Source organism: Phycobacter azelaicus (assembly GCF_014884385.1).
GTDB classification, from domain to species: domain Bacteria; phylum Pseudomonadota; class Alphaproteobacteria; order Rhodobacterales; family Rhodobacteraceae; genus Phycobacter; species Phycobacter azelaicus.
Map to the genome: position 1 here is coordinate 109411 of NZ_WKFH01000001.1, position 19800 is coordinate 129210.

Sequence of the window (19800 nt, forward strand, 5' to 3'; positions counted from 1 at the left end):
TTAACGGGGTTTCGACATGCTCACAATTGGGACTCTTGCGAAGAGGACCGGCACCAAGGTTCAGACGATCCGCTACTATGAGCAGATTGGATTGATGCCGGAACCTGGTCGGACTGAAGGCGGGCAACGTCGCTATGGTGACGCTGAACTTGATCGCCTCGCATTCATCCGGCACAGCAGACAGTTGGGATTTCCGCTCGACGCGATCCGGGAGTTGCTTGATTTGTCCGACGCGCCGGACCGGCCCTGTCACGAAGCCGATGAGATCGCACGCCGACAATTGAAGCTCGTTGAGCAGAGAATGGAGCGCTTGAAAGCGTTGCGCGCGGAATTGAAACGCATGGTCAAGGAATGTAGTGGCGGCAACGCATCGCAATGCCGCGTCCTTGAAGTGCTAAGAGACCATTCGGAGTGTCTGACCGAGCACGATCAAATTGGGGTGTGAGTGAGCACAGAAAACTATTCGAAGTTTTTGCTTGAACCTACAGCGACTGTAGCAATTATCTCTGTACTCGAAAGATTCGAGGAGCCCCATCGTGGCACATAATGACCCTTTATTGACCGCAACCCCGATCCTGGATTTTGGGGCGGCGCCCATAGCGGAGCTCATCGCTGCAAGGGGTTGGCGTGATCTGTCCGACACCGACAAGATTGGCGCGATCTATGACTATATCCGCAACGAGATCGCCTTCGGCTACAACCGCGCCGACGACATTCCAGCGTCCGAGGTGCTGTCTGATGGCTATGGTCAGTGCAATACGAAGGGCACGCTCCTTATGGCGCTCCTTCGGGGTGTGGGCATAAAGTGCAGAATCCACGGGTTCACGATCCACAAGGGCCTTCAGCGCGGTGTTGTGCCGGAGCTGGTCTACCCGATTGCGCCGGAAGAGATCCTGCATTCGTGGATCGAGGTCGCACTGGACGGCAAGTGGATCAATCTCGAAGGCTTCATTCTCGACAGCGCGTTCCTGAAGGTTCTGCAATCGTCGTTTACCGACCGCGAGAGTCTGTGCGGTTACGGTGCTGGGACGGATTGCCTCAACGCGCCGCCTGTCGAGTGGACAGGGCAGGACACATATATCCAGGATACCGGGATCGTGCAGGATTTCGGAACGTTCGACACGCCCGACGCTTTCTATGCAGAGCATGAGCAGAAATTCGGGCGTTTGCGCGGATGGCTCTATCGGAACATCATCCGGCACTGGATGAATGCGCGTGTGCGGGCCTTCCGCGCAGGCCGTCTGAAACCCGACGCCTCAATTGCGCACCAGCATGAGGGAGAGACCCGTGCCGCATGATCACCATGGTCACAGCCATGCCCATCTGGACCCGTCCAGCGGGGATCGCCGGGTAGCAATTGCGATTTGGGCGAACGGTCTTCTGACGGTTGCGCAGATCGTCGGCGGCATCTTCGCAGGGTCTCTCGCCCTGATCGCGGATGCGCTGCATAACTTCTCGGACATGGCCGCGCTTGTCATTGCCTTTGCGGCCCGCAAGATCGCGCGGCGGCCCGCTGATGAGCGAATGACCTTCGGCTATGGCCGGATCGAGACCGTGGCGGCCTTGATCAACTACACGACGCTGATCGTGATCGGGCTCTATCTGATCTATGAAGGCGGCATGCGCCTTATCGAGCCGCCTGAGGTGAAAGGGTGGACAGTCGTCATCATCGCGGGACTGGCACTGGTGGTTGATGCCCTGACGGCGGGGTTGACCTATTCCATGCAGAAGGGCAGCCAGAACATCCGCGCCTTGTTCCTCCACAACCTCTCCGACGCTTTGGCTTCAGTCGCTGTGATTGTCGGTGGCACGCTGATCATCCTCTATGACATGCGTTGGGTTGATCCTGCGATCACGATTGGTATCGCGCTCTATATTCTGTACCTGGCCTTCGCTGAGATTGGTGGCCCGATCCGGACGCTGATGCTTGGCAGCCCGCCGGACATTGATGGAGGTGACGTGGTGGCCGTTTTGCGCCAAACAGAGGGCGTTAGCGACGTCCACCATGTGCACTTGTGGCAGATGGAAGAGAATGCTCCAGCGCTCGATGCGCATGTCGTCGTCGAAGATGTTGCATGGGGCCAGTTGGAGCAGATCAAGGCAGAGCTAAAGACGCAAATTGGCGCTGAGTTTGGGATTGATCATTCCACGCTGGAATTTGAGCGTAATGAAGCTTGTGACGTCGAGGCGCCGCTGTTTGGACATGACAAGCACCAGATCGAATAGCTTAGGTGATATGCATGATTGATATCTTTGGGGCGGCACCTAGGACGACGTGGAAGCAGACCTTGTTGCTGCTGCAGCGAAAGGGCACTTTGTCCGCGTAGCAGACCTTGGCGCCAAGTGGGGGTAGATTCCGGTAGGGGGCAGGATCGTATCATAAGGCTTTCTGTCGGTGACGTTTGACGATCTCCGTGACTGTGTTTTTTGAGATCCCGAGATCGCGGGCGATCCAGCGGTAAGATCGACCATCTTCCACGGCCTGAAGCACCTTTGGCGCGAGCTTGTCGGATTTCGGACGTTGGCCGGGCTGTCTGCCGAGCTTTTTGCCCCTTGCCCGTGCGGCGGCGAGGCCGGATTTCACACGCTCGCTGAGGAGATCACGCTCAAACTGGGCAATGCCTGCCAACATGGTGGCCATCATCCGTCCGTGGGGCGTGTTGAGTTCAAAGGTCATGCCGTTCATGGCAACAACCGAGACTTTCCAGCCTGCAAGCCTGTTCAGGGTATCGAGCAGATCCTGGGTGGAACGCCCCCAACGCGAGAGCTCGCTGACCAGGATCGCATCGATCTGCCGGGTCTGCGCGAGATCAAGCACCCGACTGCGGGCGGCTCGATTTGCCGATGCCCCGGAAGCCGTTTCCTTGAACACGCCGATTACATCGTAGCCGCCACGTTCCGCGAAGGCGGTCAGTTCGGCCACCTGCCGCTCGCAGGACTGGTCGGATGTGGAGACCCTGGCGTAAATGGCCGCGCGCTGTCCCATTTGAACCCCCTTGGATTTTGGCCTTGCAAGCCATTGATTTTGCTGGTGCAGATTTTGTCCCGAACAGACTAATGACTAACAAGGACAATCCAGCATGCCAAGACGGTCCATTCTGACCGAACGACAGCGCTCTACGCTGTTTGATTTGCCCACTGATGAAGCCACCCTCCTGCACCACTACACCCTGGCCGATGATGATATCGAACATATCCGCACCAGGCGGCAGGCGCGTAATCGGCTTGGCTTCGCACTGCAGTTGTGCGCGTTCCGGTATCCCGGTCGTCTTCTGATGCCGGGGGAGATCATCCCCCTGGAAGTGAGCCGCTTCCTCGCTGCACAGCTTGGCGAACGCTCCGAAGACCTTGCCTGTTACGCCGAGACCGATGTGACACGGCGCAGGCACCTGATCGACCTTCGCCGGATTTACGGCTTCAAGATGTTCTCGGGCCGTGGTGCGCGTGACTTGAAGGCGTGGCTTGAGCGCGAGGCCGAAACGGCCCGTTCCAACGAAGACCTGGCGCGCCGGTTTGTCGAGGAATGCCGTCGGACACAGACCATCCTGCCCGGTGTCTCGGTCATCGAGCGGCTGTGCGCCGACGCCCTCGTAGCGGCGGAGCGCAGAATAGAAAGCCGGATCGCCGCCAGGGCTGATGACCAAATGAAGGAACGGCTGGACGCGATGCTGACCGAGATGGTCGATGGCAAGGTCAGCCGGTTCGTCTGGTTGCGCCAGTTCGAGGTGGGCAACAACTCGGCGGGGGCATCCCGGCTCCTGGACAGATTGGAATTCCTGCAGGCATTGGCAGTGCCGCCCGGAATCCTGGAGGATGTTCCGCCCCATCGGGTCACGCGCCTGCGCCGTCAGGGTGAGAGATACTTTGCCGACGGGCTACGCGACATCACCAGCGACCGGCGTCTGGCGATCTTGGCAGTCTGCGCCATCGAGTGGACCGCGACCATCGCTGATGCGGTGATCGAGACCCATGACCGGATTGTTGGCAAAACCTGGCGGGACGCGAAGAAACTATGCGATGCACGGATCGCCGATGCCAGATCTTCGCTGCAGGAGACGTTGCGGTCATTCAAAGACTTGGGCGCCGCCCTGCTGGAAGCCAAGGGAGATGACACATCCCTCGACGCGGCCACGGAAGCGGCATGCGGTTGGACACGTCTCGAAAATATGGTGGCAACCGCTGCCGAGCTGACCGACACGATGGCCGCCGACGCTCTGGCGCATGTCGTTCACGGATATCACCGGTTCCGGCGCTATGCGCCACGCATGCTGCGTGTGCTCGATGTCCGGAACGCCCCTGTGGCTGCGCCTTTGGTGAAAGCCGCCAAAATCCTCACCGAAGATCAGACCGATGCGCCCCGCCAGTCCTCGTTCCTGCGCCGCACGTCAAAATGGCATCGCCACCTCAATGCCCAGGAGCCCGATGACAACCGGCTTTGGGAGGTCGCCGTGCTGTTCCAGATCCGAGAAGCTTTCCGTTCCGGCGATATCTGGCTCCCGCATTCCCGGCGCTACGCTGACCTGAAACAGGCACTTGTGCCGATGGAGGCGGCGAAGGCGTCGCCGCGACTGACCATGCCCTTTGAGCCGGAGGTCTGGCTTGAAGATCGTAAAACGCGATTGGCGGAAGGCATGAATCGCTTGGCTAGAGCCGCCCGAACTGGCGCAATCCCAGGTGGATCTATTGAAAATGGCGTTCTCAAGTTGGATCGCCTCACCGGCACCGTGCCCGGCGATGTCGACGACATGGTGCTCGATCTCTATGGCCGCCTGCCCGCAGTCCGCATCACCGATCTGCTGCAAGAAGTCGATGACGATATCGGCTGCACTGAAGCATTCACTCATCTACGCACCGGCGTTCCCTGTAGAGATCGCATTGGGCTCTTGAATGTACTGCTGGCCGAGGGGTTGAACCTTGGGCTCAGCAAGATGGCCGAGGCGACCAGTTCTCACAATTACTTCCAGCTTTCCCGCCTGTCGCGGTGGCATGTCGAAAGCGATGCCATCAACCGGGCGCTTGCCATGGTGATCGAAGCTCAGACCCGTCTGCCCATGGCCCAGTTCTGGGGTGGTGGCGTCACCGCGTCCAGTGACGGGCAGTTCTTCCCTGCCGCCCGGCAGGGCGAGGCCATGAACCTCATCAACGCGAAGTATGGCTCCGAGCCCGGCCTGAAAGCCTATACCCACGTCTCCGACCAGTTCGGCCCGTTCGCCACCCAGAACATCCCGGCCACCGTCAACGAAGCGCCCTACATCCTGGATGGGCTGTTGATGAACGAGGTCGGGCGCAAAATCAAAGAGCAGTACGCCGACACCGGCGGCTTCACGGATCACGTCTTCGCTGTCACGGCGTTGCTGTCCTATCACTTTATCCCGCGCATCCGTGATCTGCCATCGAAACGGCTCTACCTCTTCGACTCTGCCGCCGCGCCGAAGGAACTGCGCGGTCTGATCGGCGGAAAGGTTCGGGCGAAATTGATCGTCGACAACTGGCCAGTCATCCTGCGGGCCGTCGCCACGATGGCGGCAGGGGCCATGCCGCCCAGCCAACTTCTGCGGAAGTTCGCCTCATATCCGCGTCAGCATGAGCTTGCCCTGGCGCTTCGAGAAATCGGGCGCATCGAGCGCACCCTTTTCATCATGAACTGGTTGCTCGACGTTGACATGCAGCGCCGCGCCCAAATCGGCTTGAACAAAGGCGAGGCGCATCACGCGTTGAAAAATGCCCTGCGCATTGGACGCCAAGGTGAAATCCGCGACCGCACCGCCGAAGGACAGCACTACCGAATGGCCGGTCTCAACCTGCTGGCTGCGATCATCATCTACTGGAATACGAAACACCTCGGCCACGCGATCAAAGCCCGAAAACGCGAAGGGCTCGACTGCTCGCCAGAGCTTCTGGCGCACATCTCACCCCTCGGATGGGCGCATATCTTGCTCACCGGTGAATACAGGTGGAAAAGGTAGGTCAGGATCAGCTTATGATACGATCCTGCCCCCAGCCGGAATCGACCCCGGCAAGGCATCGCCCAGACCTGGTTCGGTCGTGTCACAGCCAGCTTTCTCAGCAAATACGGGAAGACCTTGTGACCCGGTGCTGGTTTTGAGGTGTTCGGCCTGCGATAGAGCGCTTGAATGCCCATCCGCTTCATGCAGGTGGCCAGATGCAGCCGCCCAGTGGTGAAGCCTTCCTGACGGAGGAGGCCCTTCATCATCCGGCTGCCCGCGAACGGATACTCCATGTGAAGCTCATCAATCCGACGCATCAGTTTGAGATCATCATCACTGGTGGGACGCGGCTCGTAATAGAGACTGCCGCGGCTGATCCCGAGCAGATCGGCCTGACGCGTGAGGCTCAGCTTGTGGTCACGGTTGGTCATTTCTTTGCGCTCCCCAACAGACCGGCCTTGGCGAGCTTTCATCGGGCTTACGCGGCCCCACCGGGGCCACGGTCCCTCTTCAATCCCAAAAAATCATTTTCCGGCGTCAGCTGGCCAATCTTCGCATGCAACGATTTGATGTCGATCTCGGGCTCTTTCGACGCCTTCGGCTTGTCGTCGAAAACATCCGCCACGCCGTCGACGAGCTGGTTCGTCGGGAAAACCATTCACCGGATGGTTTTCTGTTCCTTCTCACTCCACTGCTTGATCTGGTTGGGGTGAACGTCAAACTGCGTCGCCAGTTCGCTCATCGTTTTGTCGCCCTTCAAGGCTGCCAATGCGACTTTCGCCTTGAAAGCAGGGCTGTGGTTCCGCCTGGGTCGTCTTGCCATGTTCGCTCCTTCGTCCCGGCTCGCTGCCGGATCAAGAGCGGAAAATCCACCTAACTCGACTGTTCAGACTTGTCGAGCCACCTCTAACAATCAAATAGCAACGCTCTCAACGCGCGCTTGACATTAATCATTGTTTAATATTCTATATACAGAACGAAATTCGAAATATCGAATATAGATGAACAACGCGATCATGGACGGACCCGTCCTGTGTGCCGCAGGGAGAAAAAGCTGAATGAGTGAGGCATGGAACCGTCCATTTTTCCATGAAGGCATGCGTCACTTCCAGGACATGCATGACGGACGACGAACGGCAGAAGCGATCGAAAAACATCGCAAGCACTATGCCTTCTGGGATGACGAGATTGAGATGATCTCTCAAGCGCCGTTCTTTTTCATCGCCTCGACTTGGGACGACTACGTCGATTGCAACATCAAATCCGGCGATCCCGGTTTTGTAAAAGTCGTCGACGACAACACCCTCGAATATCCCGAATATGACGGGAACTCGATGTACCGGACCCTCGGCAACATTCGTAAAAATCCAAACATTGCGCTTCTCTTCGCCAAGTTTGATGGAAAAAGCCGTCGCATACGCATCAACGGTGTCGCATCCATCCACGATGATGAGGCGTCGCTGTCCAGGCACTACGGGGCCAAGTTTGTGGTCAGGATCGGATGCGAAATCTATCCAAATTGCCCGCGTTACCTTCCCAACCTCGCTGAGGGATTACCGTCCCCGCATGTGCCCCGTGAAGGCCAGGGTGTGCCGCCTCCACCAGAGTGGAAGACACGCGATTACATCCGGCACGGGCTGCCAAAAACCGATCCTCATCGTGTGGATGCTAACGAATGAACATTCACCCGCTCAGTTCCGCCGACACATGTCGAAAACTCAACTCAGCCGCTTCTGGCGGTCCAGACCTGGTGGCGATCCGCTCACTATAGATCCAATCAAAACTGAAAAATCAGGGAGTCCTTTCATGAACAAAACAATGAAAAAAATGAGCACATTGGCTTCAGCAATGTTGCTAACCACGGCGATCGGTGCTGCGCCTTCAACTGCCCAGGAAGAAACCTTCAAAGTCGGTGTCGTCTCATTTCTATCTGGTCCGGCAGCCGGCCCGTTCGGCATTCCAGCCAGAAACGCGGCAGAACTCATTATTGATGCTGCAAATGCAGGAACACTTCCGGCGCCTTACAACACAGCTGGCATTGGTGGAGCCCAGATTTCGACCGTCGTGATCGACGAAAACTCAAAGCAAAAGAACGCTGATTTCGTCAAACTTGTCGAAAAAGACGGTGTCGATGCGATCGTCGGCTATGCATCGTCTGGAAGCTGTAAAGCGATTGCACCTGAAGCTGAGAAGCTAAAAACACTCACCGTCTTCTCAATTTGTGGAACGCCGCAAATCTTCGAAGAGATCGTGACAGAACCACAATATCTGTTCCGCACACTCAGCCATGCGACCATGGATAACGTCGCAGCAGCGCGATACGTGGTCGAAACCATGGGTGATGTGAGCACGATTGGTGGTATCAATCAGAACTACGCATGGGGTCAGGACAGCTGGCGCGACTTTTCTTTGTCCGTTGCGTCGCTCAAAGACTCTGTCACAGAAACGGAAACACAATTTCCGAAGATCTTCGCTGGCCAATACGGTTCAGAAATTTCTGCTTTGTTGAACGCCAAACCGGATGTTGTCCATTCTTCCTTCTGGGGCGGTGATCTCGAAGCGCTGATCATCCAAGGGTCCGGTCGTGGTTTGTTCGGGCGCAGCCAAGTGGTGCTGACATCTTCCGATACGGCGATCCCGCGCCTGGGAGCGCAAATTCCAGACGGCACTATCATCGGCGCGCGCGGCCTCAATGGTCCTTACGCACCAGAGACCGAATTGGCTGAATGGTTCCAGAAGGCATATTTTGATCGCTTCGGAACCGAACCTGTGAGCCCGGCCTATCAAATGGCGCAATCCATTTTGGCCATCAAAGCCGCTGCTGATCAGTCAAACTCGTCAGACCCTGAAGTCATTCGCGGTGCCTTGGCTGGCCTGACATTTGAGTCGATGTCTGGAGAAGTGAACATGTCGCTCGCCAATGGTCACCAGGCGATTACCGCCACTGCATACGGCACATATAAGTTCGATGCAGCATCAGGCAAAGGAACGGTCGAGAATGTTCGTACCTACAGCGCTGGCTGTGTGAACCCGCCAGCCAATGTTGGCTCAGTTGATTGGATCAAAGGTGGCTTTGAAGGAGCTGTCTGCGAATAAACTTCCCGAGAGAGATGGCTGGCAGACAGATGTCAGCCATTTCCGACCAACTTGCCGGGTTACCAGTCCATCAAAGACTGGTCAGCCCGGTTTTTCTCCAAGCTGAAACTGAGCAAAGGAGAGTTCAAAATTAGACTGGAGTATCAAAAATGCTGACCGCTATAGCGATCACAGTGGACGGCCTCGGGTTCGCCGCATGGCTTTTTTTATCATCAGTGGGGCTGACACTGATTTACGGTGTGATGAGGATCCTCAACATCGCCCATGGCGGGTTTTATGCGCTTGGAGCTTATTCCTCAGCATGGGCCATTGGTCTTTACGCGACAACTGGCTCCCCCATCGTCTTTTCGTTTCTTCTCATTCCGCTTGCCGCGCTCATCGCCGGTTTAGCCTCCGGCCTTCTGGTGGAACGAGGCGTTCTCAAATTCATGTATGGCCGTGATGAAGTGCTGATGGTTCTCGTGACCTACGCGATCTTCCTCATTCTTGAAGACGCCACCAAGCTGATCTGGGGCACAGAATCCTACGTTGCCTGGCAGCCAGCTTTTCATTTCGGAACCATCGATGTCTTCGACATTCCCTACACCGTCTACAAATTTATCATCATATCCGTTGCCATCATCGTCGGTATCGCACTCTATTTCGTGCTTAATAAAACCCGCGTCGGCAAGTTGCTTTTGGTGGTTATTGAGGATCGCGAGATCAGCGCAGCCCTCGGGATTAACGTCACAAAATTCTTCACCGTGACTTTCGTTGTCGGTGCCGTTCTCGGCGCACTTGGTGGTGCCATCACCGCACCTGAAATTTCCGTTTCACCAGGAATTGGTGCTGAGATCATTGTTTTGTCCTTTGCCGTGATCGTCATAGGTGGCATGGGATCAATCGGAGGTGCCATGATCGGCGCTTTGATTGTGGGCTTTGCGCGCGCCGCCTCAGTCCATCTCTATCCGCCCGCAGAGCTCTTTTCGATCTACCTCGTCATGGCGGCTGTTCTCGCCGTGAAGCCCTACGGCCTATTCGCATTGGCAGAAAGCAGAAAGATATGATGTCCAAACTAGACCGCACCGAGATCGGGCTTCTGATGGCACTTCCAACCCTCATCCTGATCGCATTCATCCTGCCCAAATGGGTGGTGAACTACATCCATGTGTCGATGGGCACCGGCATGGTGGCCCTTGGCGTCATGATCCAAATGCGGGCCGGTCTCGTCTCGTTTGGCCAAGGTCTGTATTTCTGTGTGGGAGGCTATGCAGCGGGTATGACTGCCAAATTCCTTGGCATCTCCGACCTGTTCGTGCTGCTGGCAATTGGCGTCGTAGCGGCTCTCATTCTGTCTGCAATCCTCGGGTTTCTCCTGCGCAGATACCGAGAAATCTTCTACGCGATGCTCACCCTTGCGATTTCCATGATCCTTTTCGGATTGCTTTCCAGCACCGAAGAGCTTGGCAGTACGGATGGGTTCAACCTGCCAACACCGACCTATTTGGGTTGGGCGCCAACAGGTGAAGTGGGACGCATCACGCTTTACATCTTGACCTGCTTCATTGCCATCGGATGCGCTATTGCTCTCAATCGTTTCCTGAAAAGCCCAATCGGCTATGTGAATGAAGCGATCCGCGAAAATGAACTGCGCGTTGAGTATCTCGGCACATCAGCGCACAAAGCCGTCCACATCACATATATGCTGGCCGCGGTCGTCTCATCCATCGGCGGTGTGCTGTGGTCTTTGGTTCTTGGTCACGTCGATCCGGAAATGACGAACTGGACGACCTCCGGTCAGTTTGTTTTTGTCTCAATCCTTTCCGGGATCGGCAACGTTGCAGCGCCGCTGATCGGTACGTTCATCCTTGAAATTGTACGCGTCTACGCGGTCGAGATATCGCCAAACACATGGCAGATGATTTTGGGAAGTGTCATGCTCCTGACCATCATCTTCCTGCCAAAAGGACTTTGGTCGCTGCTCACCCGCAAGAAAAAATCCAAACCACAGCAGACGGCATCAGCCCCTGCAGCAGGTGAATGATATGACAACAATACTTGAAACCAAAAACCTGGAAATGAAATTTGGTGCGGTCTACGCGGCCAAGGACGTCAATATCTCAATTGAAGCTGGCGAAATCCTGGGCGTCATCGGCTCCAACGGAGCCGGCAAAACGACTTTCGTAAATATGGTGACGGGATATTTGAAACCAAGTTCGGGAGACATTCTGTACCGCGGCAAAGACATCAAAGGAAAACCAACACGTGATATTACACGGTTGGGGATCTGTCGCTCGTTTCAAATCCCGCAGCTCTTTCCCGAGCTTCCAGTGATAGAAAATATGCTGATCGCTCTCACGATTGCCAAACAGGACAGGCCCGTGCTTTTCCGGCAAGCCATTGATGCGTCACTCCAAGAAGAAGCGTTGACCATGCTCAGACGCTTTAAAATTGATCAATATGCTGACCAGGAAATCCAAGTCCTGCCACAGGGTGTGCGTAAACTCGTCGATATTGCCATGGCAACTGTTGCCGATCCTGATCTTCTTTTCCTTGATGAACCGACAAGCGGTGTCAGTGCGGATGAAAAAATGGAGTTCATGCGCATCCTGATCAATGCGCTCAAAGAGACCGAAACAGCGGTTTTGTTCATCGAGCACGACATGGAGATCGTCGAGGAATTCTCGCCACGCTGCGTTGCTTTCTACGAAGGCACTATTCTTGCTGATGGTCCCACGGCGGATGTGTTGGAAAACGAAAAGGTACGGGAGTTCGTCATCGGCAGCGAGTTCCACCGCGGAGAGACGAAAGCCAAAGAGAGGGCCAACTAATGCTGTCCATTAAAAACATCAGTCTTTCCATTCAACGGGTTCCGATCCTGCACGATGTCAGTTTGGAAATTGAAACTGGCACAACATGTGGCTTGATTGGCCGAAACGGAGCGGGGAAAACCACTTTGATGCGCTCCATCATGGGGGCGCTGCCAGTCGAGCAGGGGAGCATTACGTTCAATGACACAGCTCTACATTCAGCACCGTCTCATGAGCGTGCAGCGTTCGGGATAGGGTACTTGCCCGAAGACCGTAGGCTCGTGCCGCACTTCACCGTTGAAGAAAACATTCTGGTCTCTTTATGGGCCACCAAAAACACCGACCAATCTCGGCTGAAATGGGTGTATGAACTCATGCCCGAAATTGGTCGTTTTGCTGACCGCAAAGCGCTCACCCTGAGCGGGGGACAACAAAAGCTTGTGGCCTTGGCCCGTGCGCTCGTCGCCGGTTCCAACCTGCTTCTTTTGGATGAGCCTTTTGAAGGCGTAGCCCCCGCACTCGCAGCACGCTTGATGGAAGTGATCGGTGATTTACGCTCAGAGAAGCTGACAGTTCTCGTATCGGAATCTGACTACACACATTCACAGAAGGTCGTTGACAGGGTCTATTCCATTGAGAGAGGCAAGATCAGTTTGATGGAAGCGGCCAAAGCAGCCTAAGAGCCCACTCTTTCTTCACCACAAAACTTGTACTCGCCGTCACCCGACATTCCACCCATAGAATAAAAGCAAAGTTCATCGACGAGCGACAAACATGGAGAGGTGGTTCGGTTCGTTTGAACAGTTTCGAGGCGTTTCGTAAGTGGATTTCCCGCTCGGTTATGCCGCCACCCGTTGCCCGTCAGGGCATGCGGAGCATGTCCCGTGAGGGGGGATTGGTGACGACGGGTTGAGATATGCCTGATCGGGCGTCTGCCCGTCCAGCGATGAATGTTGCCTTCTGCCGTTGTAGAAAGCCAGATATCGGCCCAGGCTTTCGCGGGCCGCCGATACGCTGTCATAGGCGCGCAGATAGACCTCTTCGTATTTGATCGTCCGCCAGAGCCGTTCGACCACTGCCCGGCAGTCGTTTGCATAGCAAACGATGAGAGGGAAGACATTGTCCCGCCACGCGCCCTTGCCGTCCATGCTGATCTGGATGTCGGCATCCTTCAGCGTTTTGATGAAGTCGATGGATGTAAACTGGCTGCCCTGATCCGTGTTCATGATCTCGGGTTTGCCGTGGCGGCGCATGGCGTCTTTCAAAGCTTCTATGCACGGTCCGGTTTCGAGCGTCGTCGACAGCCGCCAGGCCAGAACCTTCCTGCTGAACCAGTCCAGCACAGCGACCAGATAGACAAAGCCACGGGCCATGCCTTGCCCGGCAGGGCCTTGCGAAGCAAGGTCCCGAGAGGGGGATGTAGGTAATGTCCCTCTCGGCAGCATCCTGCGGATGCGCCTGCCGGGCAAGGCATCGCCCAGACCTGGTTCGGTCGTGTCACAGCCAGCTTTCTCAGCAAATACGGGAAGACCTTGTGACCCGGTGCTGGTTTTGAGGTGTTCGGCCTGCGATAGAGCGCTTGAATGCCCATCCGCTTCATGCAGGTGGCCAGATGCAGCCGCCCAGTGGTGAAGCCTTCCTGACGGAGGAGGCCCTTCATCATCCGGCTGCCCGCGAACGGATACTCCATGTGAAGCTCATCAATCCGACGCATCAGTTTGAGATCATCATCACTGGTGGGACGCGGCTCGTAATAGAGACTGCCGCGGCTGATCCCGAGCAGATCGGCCTGACGCGTGAGGCTCAGCTTGTGGTCACGGTTGGTCATTTCTTTGCGCTCCCCAACAGACCGGCCTTGGCGAGCTTTCATCGGGCTTACGCGGCCCCACCGGGGCCACGGTCCCTCTTCAATCCCAAAAAATCATTTTCCAGCGTCAGCTGGCCAATCTTCGCATGCAACGATTTGATGTCGATCTCGGGCTCTTTCGACGCCTTCGGCTTGTCGTCGAAAACATCCGCCACGCCGTCGACGAGCTGGTTCGTCGGGAAAACCATTCACCGGATGGTTTTCTGTTCCTCCTCACTCCACTGCTTGATCTGGTTGGGGTGAACGTCAAACTGCGTCGCCAGTTCGCTCATCGTTTTGTCGCCCTTCAAGGCTGCCAATGCGACTTTCGCCTTGAAAGCAGGGCTGTGGTTCCGCCTGGGTCGTCTTGCCATGTTCGCTCCTTCGTCCCGGCTCGCTGCCGGATCAAGAGCGGAAAATCCACCTAACTCGACTGTTCAGACTTGTCGAGCCACCTCTATCCAACGGCCCCGGCCATCCATCGAGATTTCCACCCCGGCTTCGGTCAGCGCATTCGTCCAATCGAAGCCGGTGAACTGGCTACCCTGATCGCTGTTCATGATCTCGGGCGGGCCGTATGCGGCCAGGGCCTCTTTCAAGGCCTCGATGCAGAAGTCGGCTTCCATGCTGTTTGATAGCCGCCAGGCCAGAACCTTGCGGCTGTACCAGTCCATGATGGCGACGAGATACAGAAAGCCCCGCCGCATCGGGATGTAGCTGATATCGACGCACCAGACCTGGTTGGGCCGGGTGATAGCGAGCCCTTTCAGAAGATAGGGCCAGACCTTGTGCTGCGGGTGCTTCTTGCTGGTGTTGGGCGTCTGATAAATCGGCATTACAGCATCATGCCGAATACCTGAAGCATGCCTTATCACTTAACGCGTTGAAATCTTTAATTTCAGGCAGCGTTAAGTGATTCAGGTTTTTCGGCATGTGCTTTAGCCGCATCTTGCGCATCAGGCGCCGAACACGATGACGACCGCATTTGTGCCCCTGACGTTGCATGTGCCGCGCCATCTGCCGCGATCCGTACCGTCGCCCATTGGGCTTGAACCAATGGCGCCTTCAACGGGCAACCGTTTCCAGGAACTGCTTGTCGATGATTGCCATGAACCGCAGATTCTCGGCGCTTTCGCCGACTGGTCGGTAATACAGGCCCGACCGCGTCAGCCGCAGCAGCGCACATTGCCGTCTCTGGCTCAACTGATGATCCGCGCTCACCATTTTTTGCCTCGCGTCCCGAGGCCGTCAGGCGATGCGAGGCACTCGCCAAAAAATCCCGCTCCACAACCAACTGTCCGATCTTCGAATGCAGCTTCTCGATCTCGGCCTCGGAGGCGCGGGCCTCATCGGATTTGCCGCGCTCAAAGGTCTGCGCCATGTTGGAAATCGCCGCGCGTTTCCAGCCGCTGATCATGTTCGGATGCACGCCGTATTTGCGCGACAGCTCGGCCAGCGTCAGTTCCTCGCGGATGGCCTCAAGCGCAACCTTGGATTTGAACTCCGCCGAATGGTTCTTTCTCTTCGTCATTCTGGATCGTCTCTTTCGTCATGCGATCCACCTTAAACGCTGGTCCGAATTTACGCGACCACCTCTCTCGTCAATGCCCTGGAGCAGGAAAAGGCGCTTGGAAAGGCCGGGAAATTGGCCGAGATGCTGACCAAGATCGACTTGCTCATACTCGATGAACTCGGATACCTGCCGTTCAATTCATCCGGTGGCGCACTGCTCTTCCACCTCCTGAGCAAACTCTATGAGCGCACCAGCGTCGTCATCACCACCAACCTCAGCTTCTCAGAATGGGCCCAGGTCTTCGGCGATGCAAAGATGACCACCGCACTGCTCGACCGCCTCACACACCGCTGCCACATCCTGGAAACCGGCAACGACAGCTACCGCTACAAAGCCAGCTCCGAAGCCGCAAAGAAAAAGAGAAAGGAGACGCCAACATCGACCACAACATAACCGCTGAGACATAAACAAGGGTGGGTCAAATCTCGGTGAAAATACCGGGTCACTTCTCAGCGGAAATCAACAAGGGTGTTTATGTGACCAAATCTGCGAAGCTGGACAGGCGAGCCGCCAGATTTTTGATGGCTTCAATTGCCTCGAGGGATACCGCGTCGGTCACATTGTCTTCATGCAATGAGATGGAAACGCCTGCGACGGCTTCACCGGAGGGTTTAGCAACGAGCGCCCCATAAGAAATCATGTTTGGCGCGGTGCCTTTGATCTCTTGCGAATAGCCGTTTTGGCGAACCTGCTGCAGAATTTTTAATAGTTCACTGCGAAATTTGGGATGGGCCTTGGTTACTTGCGGAATCTCTTCAGCTGGGTAAAGCTCACAGACTTCGTCGTCCGTAAGATTGGCCAAAAGCGCACGACCGGAGGCCATGCAACAAGCAGGCAAGCGCGTACCAGGCCGGAACTTAATTCCGAAGGGTCGAGGGCTGTTTCGCGTGGCGATGAAGAAAACATCAGGGCCTTCCAGGACTGTGAGCGTTGCCCCGTTTGTGCGAATGAGCTCGTTTTCTTCACAGGCTTTGTTGAAATGTTCAACGATCTCATAGCTTTTGATTTTCGAACTGGCGAGATCGAGAACCTTCAGTGTCAAATGAAACGAGCCGTCGCTCTGCTTTTCGAGGTAGCCTTCCTGCAAGAGCGTGGTGCAAATTGAATGGGCCGAGCTCATAGCGATACCCATATGATTTGATATTGTTGTCAGATTCTGGGGTTTTGTGCTTTTGGCGATGAATTCCAGCAGGTGCAATCCTCTGCTGAGTGCCGGTGCGGGGCTCTTTTTGGGACTTTTCATTTTTTGTTCTCTTTCCAGTCCCTTAGGCAGGTCGCAGGATTATTATTCAGTATATCGAATTCTTATCCTTGTCGGAGATCAAAAGCAATCTAATCATGAACGATCATCAGGCCGTGGACGGGGGCATAAGCGGGAAACGGCTTGCCACTTCGCGATAAAGAATGATATTCGATATACTGAACATTAACACACAACAAGGAGCTGAGTTATCGCCCCTCAATCCCGAGGCCATGAGCTGAACGCGTGGTGTGACTACCCTCCGGTCAGCGTCGATTATGCTGGAAGCGGTCCGCTCTCTGGAACCACTTTGGCTGTGAAAGACGTGTTTCCTGTAGAGGGTTATCCAAATGGGTGGGGTCAGCCAAGCCGACTGGCGGAAGCGCCAATTGATCGCGAAACGCATATTGAGGTGCAACGACTGCTAAATGCGGGCGCTGTATGCGTCGGGAAGAGTCAGTGCGAGGAACTGTGCTATTCGCTGATGGGGTCAAACAAACATTATGGGCAACCGGTCAACAGCCGCGCCCCCGACAGATTGACGGGCGGATCATCTTCTGGGTCTGCCTCCCTTGTGGCAGCCGGCGCGGTTGACATGGCAACGGCCACGGACACGGCCGGCTCCATCCGGGCCCCGGCATCCTTTTGTGGATTGATTGGGCTCAGACCCACCCATGGTGTTCTGTCCCTCGATAAAGCCATGCCGCTTGCCCCAAGCTTTGATTGTTTTGGTTGGTATGCAAAAGATGCGCAAACCTATTCCATGGTCGCTGATGTGCTACTGGGTCCGCCAGTGCCCGCCAAACTGACCCGTCTGTTGACCTTTGACCCTTTCAACACGCTTCTGTCCGGACCTCAGGAGCGACGCGTATTTGAGGTCGGGGCACAGAAGGTGACACAGCATTTCCAGGTGACAAAGACCCTCACATCGCTTGGGTTCTCGTTTGAAGAGGCCTCACGTATTTTCATCACGCATCAGTCTTATGAGGCTTGGCAAAGTTTGGGCCCCTGGGTCAGTCGCGTGAATCCTGATCTTGATGATGCGATCAAGGAGCGGTTTCGATTTGGGTCAACCATCACGCATGACGATTTTTTGGATGTCGCAACGCAAAGATCAGCAATTGAAGAGGCGCTTGAGACCATACTTGGCGAAGATGGCGTTTTGTTGCTGCCGACTGTGCCCAGCTGCGCGCCTTTGAAGACCAGCAATGCATCGGAACTTCAAGCTTTTCGCTTGCAGATGATACAATTGCTCTGTCTTTCAGGTCTTGCCAGACTGCCTCAAATCACATTGCCCTTAATGAGCGTTGATAACGCGCCCTTCGGCATCAGCCTGCTTGGCCCGAAAGGATCAGATCGAGAATTGGTTTCGCTCGGTGAGCAAATTATGACGTCACACAGTGTCGCCAGCTGAGAGGACGATTGCCTCTCCATGTGGCGTGGCTTTGGCGGCTCGGTGCCAGGCGGCTTCACATTCAATTAGTTTTTGGCCGGTGGTGAGTTTTTTGGCCACCACAATTTTCTCCAGAGCGACAAGCCAGTGTTCATAATACGAGCGTTCCAGACCTGAATGGATCTCGGCGGACAGCGTGTCGGCCCACTCGTTCCAACCAAAGAGTCCATTTTGGTGCAGATTGACAGCCATTGCAAAAGCTTGCGCCTCCCAAGGCTCGTTGAAGACGGGCTCATCTTCTTTTAGCGCGATATCTGGGAGGCGTTTCAGATCAAGATCAGTCATCGGAAATACTCATATAAGGCTCCCACAAGTCGAGCGTGATTGTATCGATCTCATTGCCTTGAGCGCCCCATAGGGCGTGTGATGAGAACGTCACTTGGTATAGCCAATGGGGGTGCTCTCCCAAACCTTGACTGTTCATGTCTGGCAGAACGTGAAACCCATGTATCTTTGTGATGATGCCTTGCTTATTGCGGGCATAGCTCGGCAGGCGCGTATGGGTTTGCGGAAGATCGCTGATGGTCCTGACAGATTGACCGATTTCAAATTGAGGACGCCCCTCAGGTTTTCGATCCGCAGGCTCACCGGCGAATAGAACCGCTTGAACATCGCCTGCGGCAAGCATGCGCTTAACGGCTATGGGTGGTTCCATGGCTTTGGCCGCGTCAATCTCAGCATCGCTGACCATCCCGCGTTCTTTCATCAACTTGATCGCGGCCTCAAGCCAAATCTGATAATAGTTTGCGGTGAGATAAAAGGGTTTTGGCAAGGTCTCGCGTGCGCTGCGCGACATATCCAGGTTCCACAGTCCGCAGGCTCCCAAAGCAATCACGATCCCCATGGCGCGTGCTTCCCAATCGGCATGGAACACGGGTTCGTTTTCTTCCTGGCCAATGGCTCCAAAGCCCCTGACGCCGCCCAGATCGGCAGCGCTGCTCATGAAAGGGATCCAGCGTTAAGCGCAAACTCTGTTCCGATCATCGAATTTCTTGTGACGAGCGTTGCCAGCTTTTGCGCGTCCCACCCCTCAGTGCCGTCAGGACGTTGCGGAACCACGAGATACCGCATCTCAGAGGTGGAATCATGGACTTCAATTTTCCGGTTTGCAGGTATTATGGTTCCAAATTCCTCAAGGACCTTTCGCGGCTCTTTGACTACACGGGAGCGGTAAGGAGGTGACTTGTACCATGTCGGCGGCAGACCAAGTACTGACCATGGATAACAGGAGCACAGGGTGCAAACGACAACATGGTGCACCTCTTCGGAATTGAAGACCGCCTCGATATGTTCTCCTTGGCGTGATGTATAACCAAGAGAGTGGATTGCTGCCGTGGAATCTGACTTCAACCAATCCATGAAATCAGGCTCAGTCCAAGCTTTGGCAATCACATGAGCCCCGTTTTGAGGTCCGATTTTCGTTTGGTAAGTCTGTACGATTTCATCAACCGCTGCAGGGTCTATGTAGCCTTTTTCACTGAGAACGCTCTCCAAGGCGCGCACCCGTCCCTCGGTTTCAGTCAGGTGTGAATGATGGCTGTGCTTGTGATCATGATCTGACATCGTGAAGTGATTACCGCTGGTTTCAATTTATCTTTTATTCCATATTATTCTATATAATGAAGCATATTCAATATCAAGAATTTCACTTTGGGTGTTTTCAACGTCAGATCGCAACCGGGACATGGTCATGACGGGCAGGGTAACTCTTCTACGCAAGCCATCTGTGGCATTCGAGGACCAAGATCAAAGGTGGACTTGTTGATTGTCACTGAGAACTGACCCGGTAGCCCTATAAATTGTCACTGAGAATTGACCCATGTGAACACACTTCCCCGACGGTTTTGGTTGGGGG

At 55.3% G+C, this 19800-nt stretch carries 16 protein-coding genes and 4 pseudogenes; 12 read left to right on the forward strand and 8 right to left on the reverse strand.

What is annotated here, in order from left to right:
- Nucleotides 1-16 precede the first annotated feature (16 nt).
- The 3 genes from INS80_RS00600 (at nt 17) to INS80_RS00610 (ending at nt 2226) form a co-directional block, all read left to right on the forward strand.
- Nucleotides 17-445: a MerR family transcriptional regulator gene (locus tag INS80_RS00600; RefSeq protein ID WP_035253418.1), complete on the forward strand. Its 429-nt coding sequence runs from the start codon at nt 17-19 to the stop codon at nt 443-445.
- Between the two features lie 91 nt (nt 446-536).
- Complete coding sequence (locus INS80_RS00605; RefSeq protein ID WP_035253419.1) at nt 537-1298, forward strand: transglutaminase-like domain-containing protein; 762 nt, start codon at nt 537-539, stop codon at nt 1296-1298.
- A complete protein-coding gene (locus tag INS80_RS00610; RefSeq protein WP_035253420.1) occupies nt 1288-2226 on the forward strand; it encodes a cation diffusion facilitator family transporter in 939 nt (312 codons plus the stop codon). Before INS80_RS00605 ends, INS80_RS00610 begins: the two co-directional genes overlap by 11 nt.
- A 151-nt stretch (nt 2227-2377) precedes the next feature.
- Here the strand turns inward: INS80_RS00610 and INS80_RS00615 are convergent, their stop codons facing one another.
- Entirely contained in the window at nt 2378-2986 is a 609-nt protein-coding gene (locus INS80_RS00615; protein WP_009824440.1) for a recombinase family protein, read from the reverse strand.
- A gap of 94 nt (nt 2987-3080) precedes the next feature.
- Here INS80_RS00615 and INS80_RS00620 point away from each other — a divergent pair, with 94 nt between their 5' ends.
- A complete protein-coding gene (locus tag INS80_RS00620) occupies nt 3081-5966 on the forward strand; it encodes a Tn3 family transposase (protein WP_192963715.1) in 2886 nt (961 codons plus the stop codon).
- Nucleotides 5967-6022: 56 nt separating this feature from the next.
- Here INS80_RS00620 and INS80_RS00625 read toward each other — a convergent pair.
- Nucleotides 6023-6771 (reverse strand): annotated as a pseudogene (locus tag INS80_RS00625) (IS3 family transposase); the annotation flags it as partial.
- A 235-nt stretch (nt 6772-7006) separates the two neighbouring features.
- Between INS80_RS00625 and INS80_RS00630 the strand changes: the two are divergent.
- The 6 genes from INS80_RS00630 (at nt 7007) to INS80_RS00655 (ending at nt 12513) form a co-directional block, all read left to right on the forward strand.
- On the forward strand, nt 7007-7627 hold the full coding sequence (locus INS80_RS00630) for a pyridoxamine 5'-phosphate oxidase family protein (protein ID WP_192963686.1): 621 nt from the start codon (nt 7007-7009) through the stop codon (nt 7625-7627).
- Nucleotides 7628-7754: 127 nt separating this feature from the next.
- A complete protein-coding gene (locus INS80_RS00635) occupies nt 7755-9044 on the forward strand; it encodes an ABC transporter substrate-binding protein (RefSeq protein ID WP_192963687.1) in 1290 nt (429 codons plus the stop codon).
- A gap of 149 nt (nt 9045-9193) precedes the next feature.
- A complete protein-coding gene (locus INS80_RS00640; RefSeq protein WP_192963688.1) occupies nt 9194-10090 on the forward strand; it encodes a branched-chain amino acid ABC transporter permease in 897 nt (298 codons plus the stop codon).
- An 83-nt stretch (nt 10091-10173) separates the two neighbouring features.
- Nucleotides 10174-11067 (forward strand): branched-chain amino acid ABC transporter permease, encoded by an 894-nt coding sequence (locus INS80_RS00645; protein ID WP_369411343.1) that lies wholly within the window; start codon nt 10174-10176, stop codon nt 11065-11067.
- Between the two features lies 1 nt (nt 11068).
- On the forward strand, nt 11069-11854 hold the full coding sequence (locus INS80_RS00650; RefSeq protein WP_192963690.1) for an ABC transporter ATP-binding protein: 786 nt from the start codon (nt 11069-11071) through the stop codon (nt 11852-11854).
- Nucleotides 11854-12513: an ABC transporter ATP-binding protein gene (locus tag INS80_RS00655; RefSeq protein WP_192963691.1), complete on the forward strand. Its 660-nt coding sequence runs from the start codon at nt 11854-11856 to the stop codon at nt 12511-12513. The genes INS80_RS00650 and INS80_RS00655 overlap by 1 nt, the downstream gene beginning before the upstream one ends.
- A 159-nt stretch (nt 12514-12672) precedes the next feature.
- Here INS80_RS00655 and INS80_RS00660 read toward each other — a convergent pair.
- Together INS80_RS00660 and INS80_RS19530 are read right to left on the reverse strand one after the other, a co-directional pair.
- Nucleotides 12673-14053, reverse strand: a pseudogene (locus tag INS80_RS00660) (DDE-type integrase/transposase/recombinase).
- An 81-nt stretch (nt 14054-14134) separates the two neighbouring features.
- A pseudogene (locus INS80_RS19530) lies at nt 14135-15210 on the reverse strand (DDE-type integrase/transposase/recombinase); the annotation flags it as partial.
- 42 nt (nt 15211-15252) lie between these two features.
- Between INS80_RS19530 and INS80_RS00675 the strand changes: the two are divergent.
- Nucleotides 15253-15645: pseudogene (locus tag INS80_RS00675) on the forward strand (ATP-binding protein); the annotation flags it as partial.
- Nucleotides 15646-15724: 79 nt separating this feature from the next.
- Here the strand turns inward: INS80_RS00675 and INS80_RS19210 are convergent.
- Nucleotides 15725-16495, reverse strand: coding sequence for an IclR family transcriptional regulator (locus tag INS80_RS19210; RefSeq protein WP_226892489.1), 771 nt, complete (start codon nt 16493-16495; stop codon nt 15725-15727).
- Between the two features lie 235 nt (nt 16496-16730).
- Here INS80_RS19210 and INS80_RS00690 point away from each other — a divergent pair, with 235 nt between their 5' ends.
- Nucleotides 16731-17906: an amidase gene (locus tag INS80_RS00690; RefSeq protein WP_226892503.1), complete on the forward strand. Its 1176-nt coding sequence runs from the start codon at nt 16731-16733 to the stop codon at nt 17904-17906.
- Here INS80_RS00690 and INS80_RS00695 read toward each other — a convergent pair.
- Genes INS80_RS00695 through nthA form a run of 3 tightly spaced genes read right to left on the reverse strand, consistent with a single transcriptional unit; the run spans nt 17886 to nt 19508 of the window.
- Nucleotides 17886-18230: a nitrile hydratase accessory protein gene (locus tag INS80_RS00695; RefSeq protein WP_192963685.1), complete on the reverse strand. Its 345-nt coding sequence runs from the start codon at nt 18228-18230 to the stop codon at nt 17886-17888. The two genes, INS80_RS00690 and INS80_RS00695, sit on opposite strands and share 21 nt — an antisense overlap.
- Nucleotides 18223-18888 (reverse strand): nitrile hydratase subunit beta, encoded by a 666-nt coding sequence (nthB, locus tag INS80_RS00700; RefSeq protein ID WP_192963684.1) that lies wholly within the window; start codon nt 18886-18888, stop codon nt 18223-18225. Before nthB ends, INS80_RS00695 begins: the two co-directional genes overlap by 8 nt.
- Complete coding sequence (nthA, locus tag INS80_RS00705) at nt 18885-19508, reverse strand: nitrile hydratase subunit alpha (RefSeq protein ID WP_192963683.1); 624 nt, start codon at nt 19506-19508, stop codon at nt 18885-18887. Before nthA ends, nthB begins: the two co-directional genes overlap by 4 nt.
- Between the last annotated feature and the right edge of the window lie 292 nt (nt 19509-19800).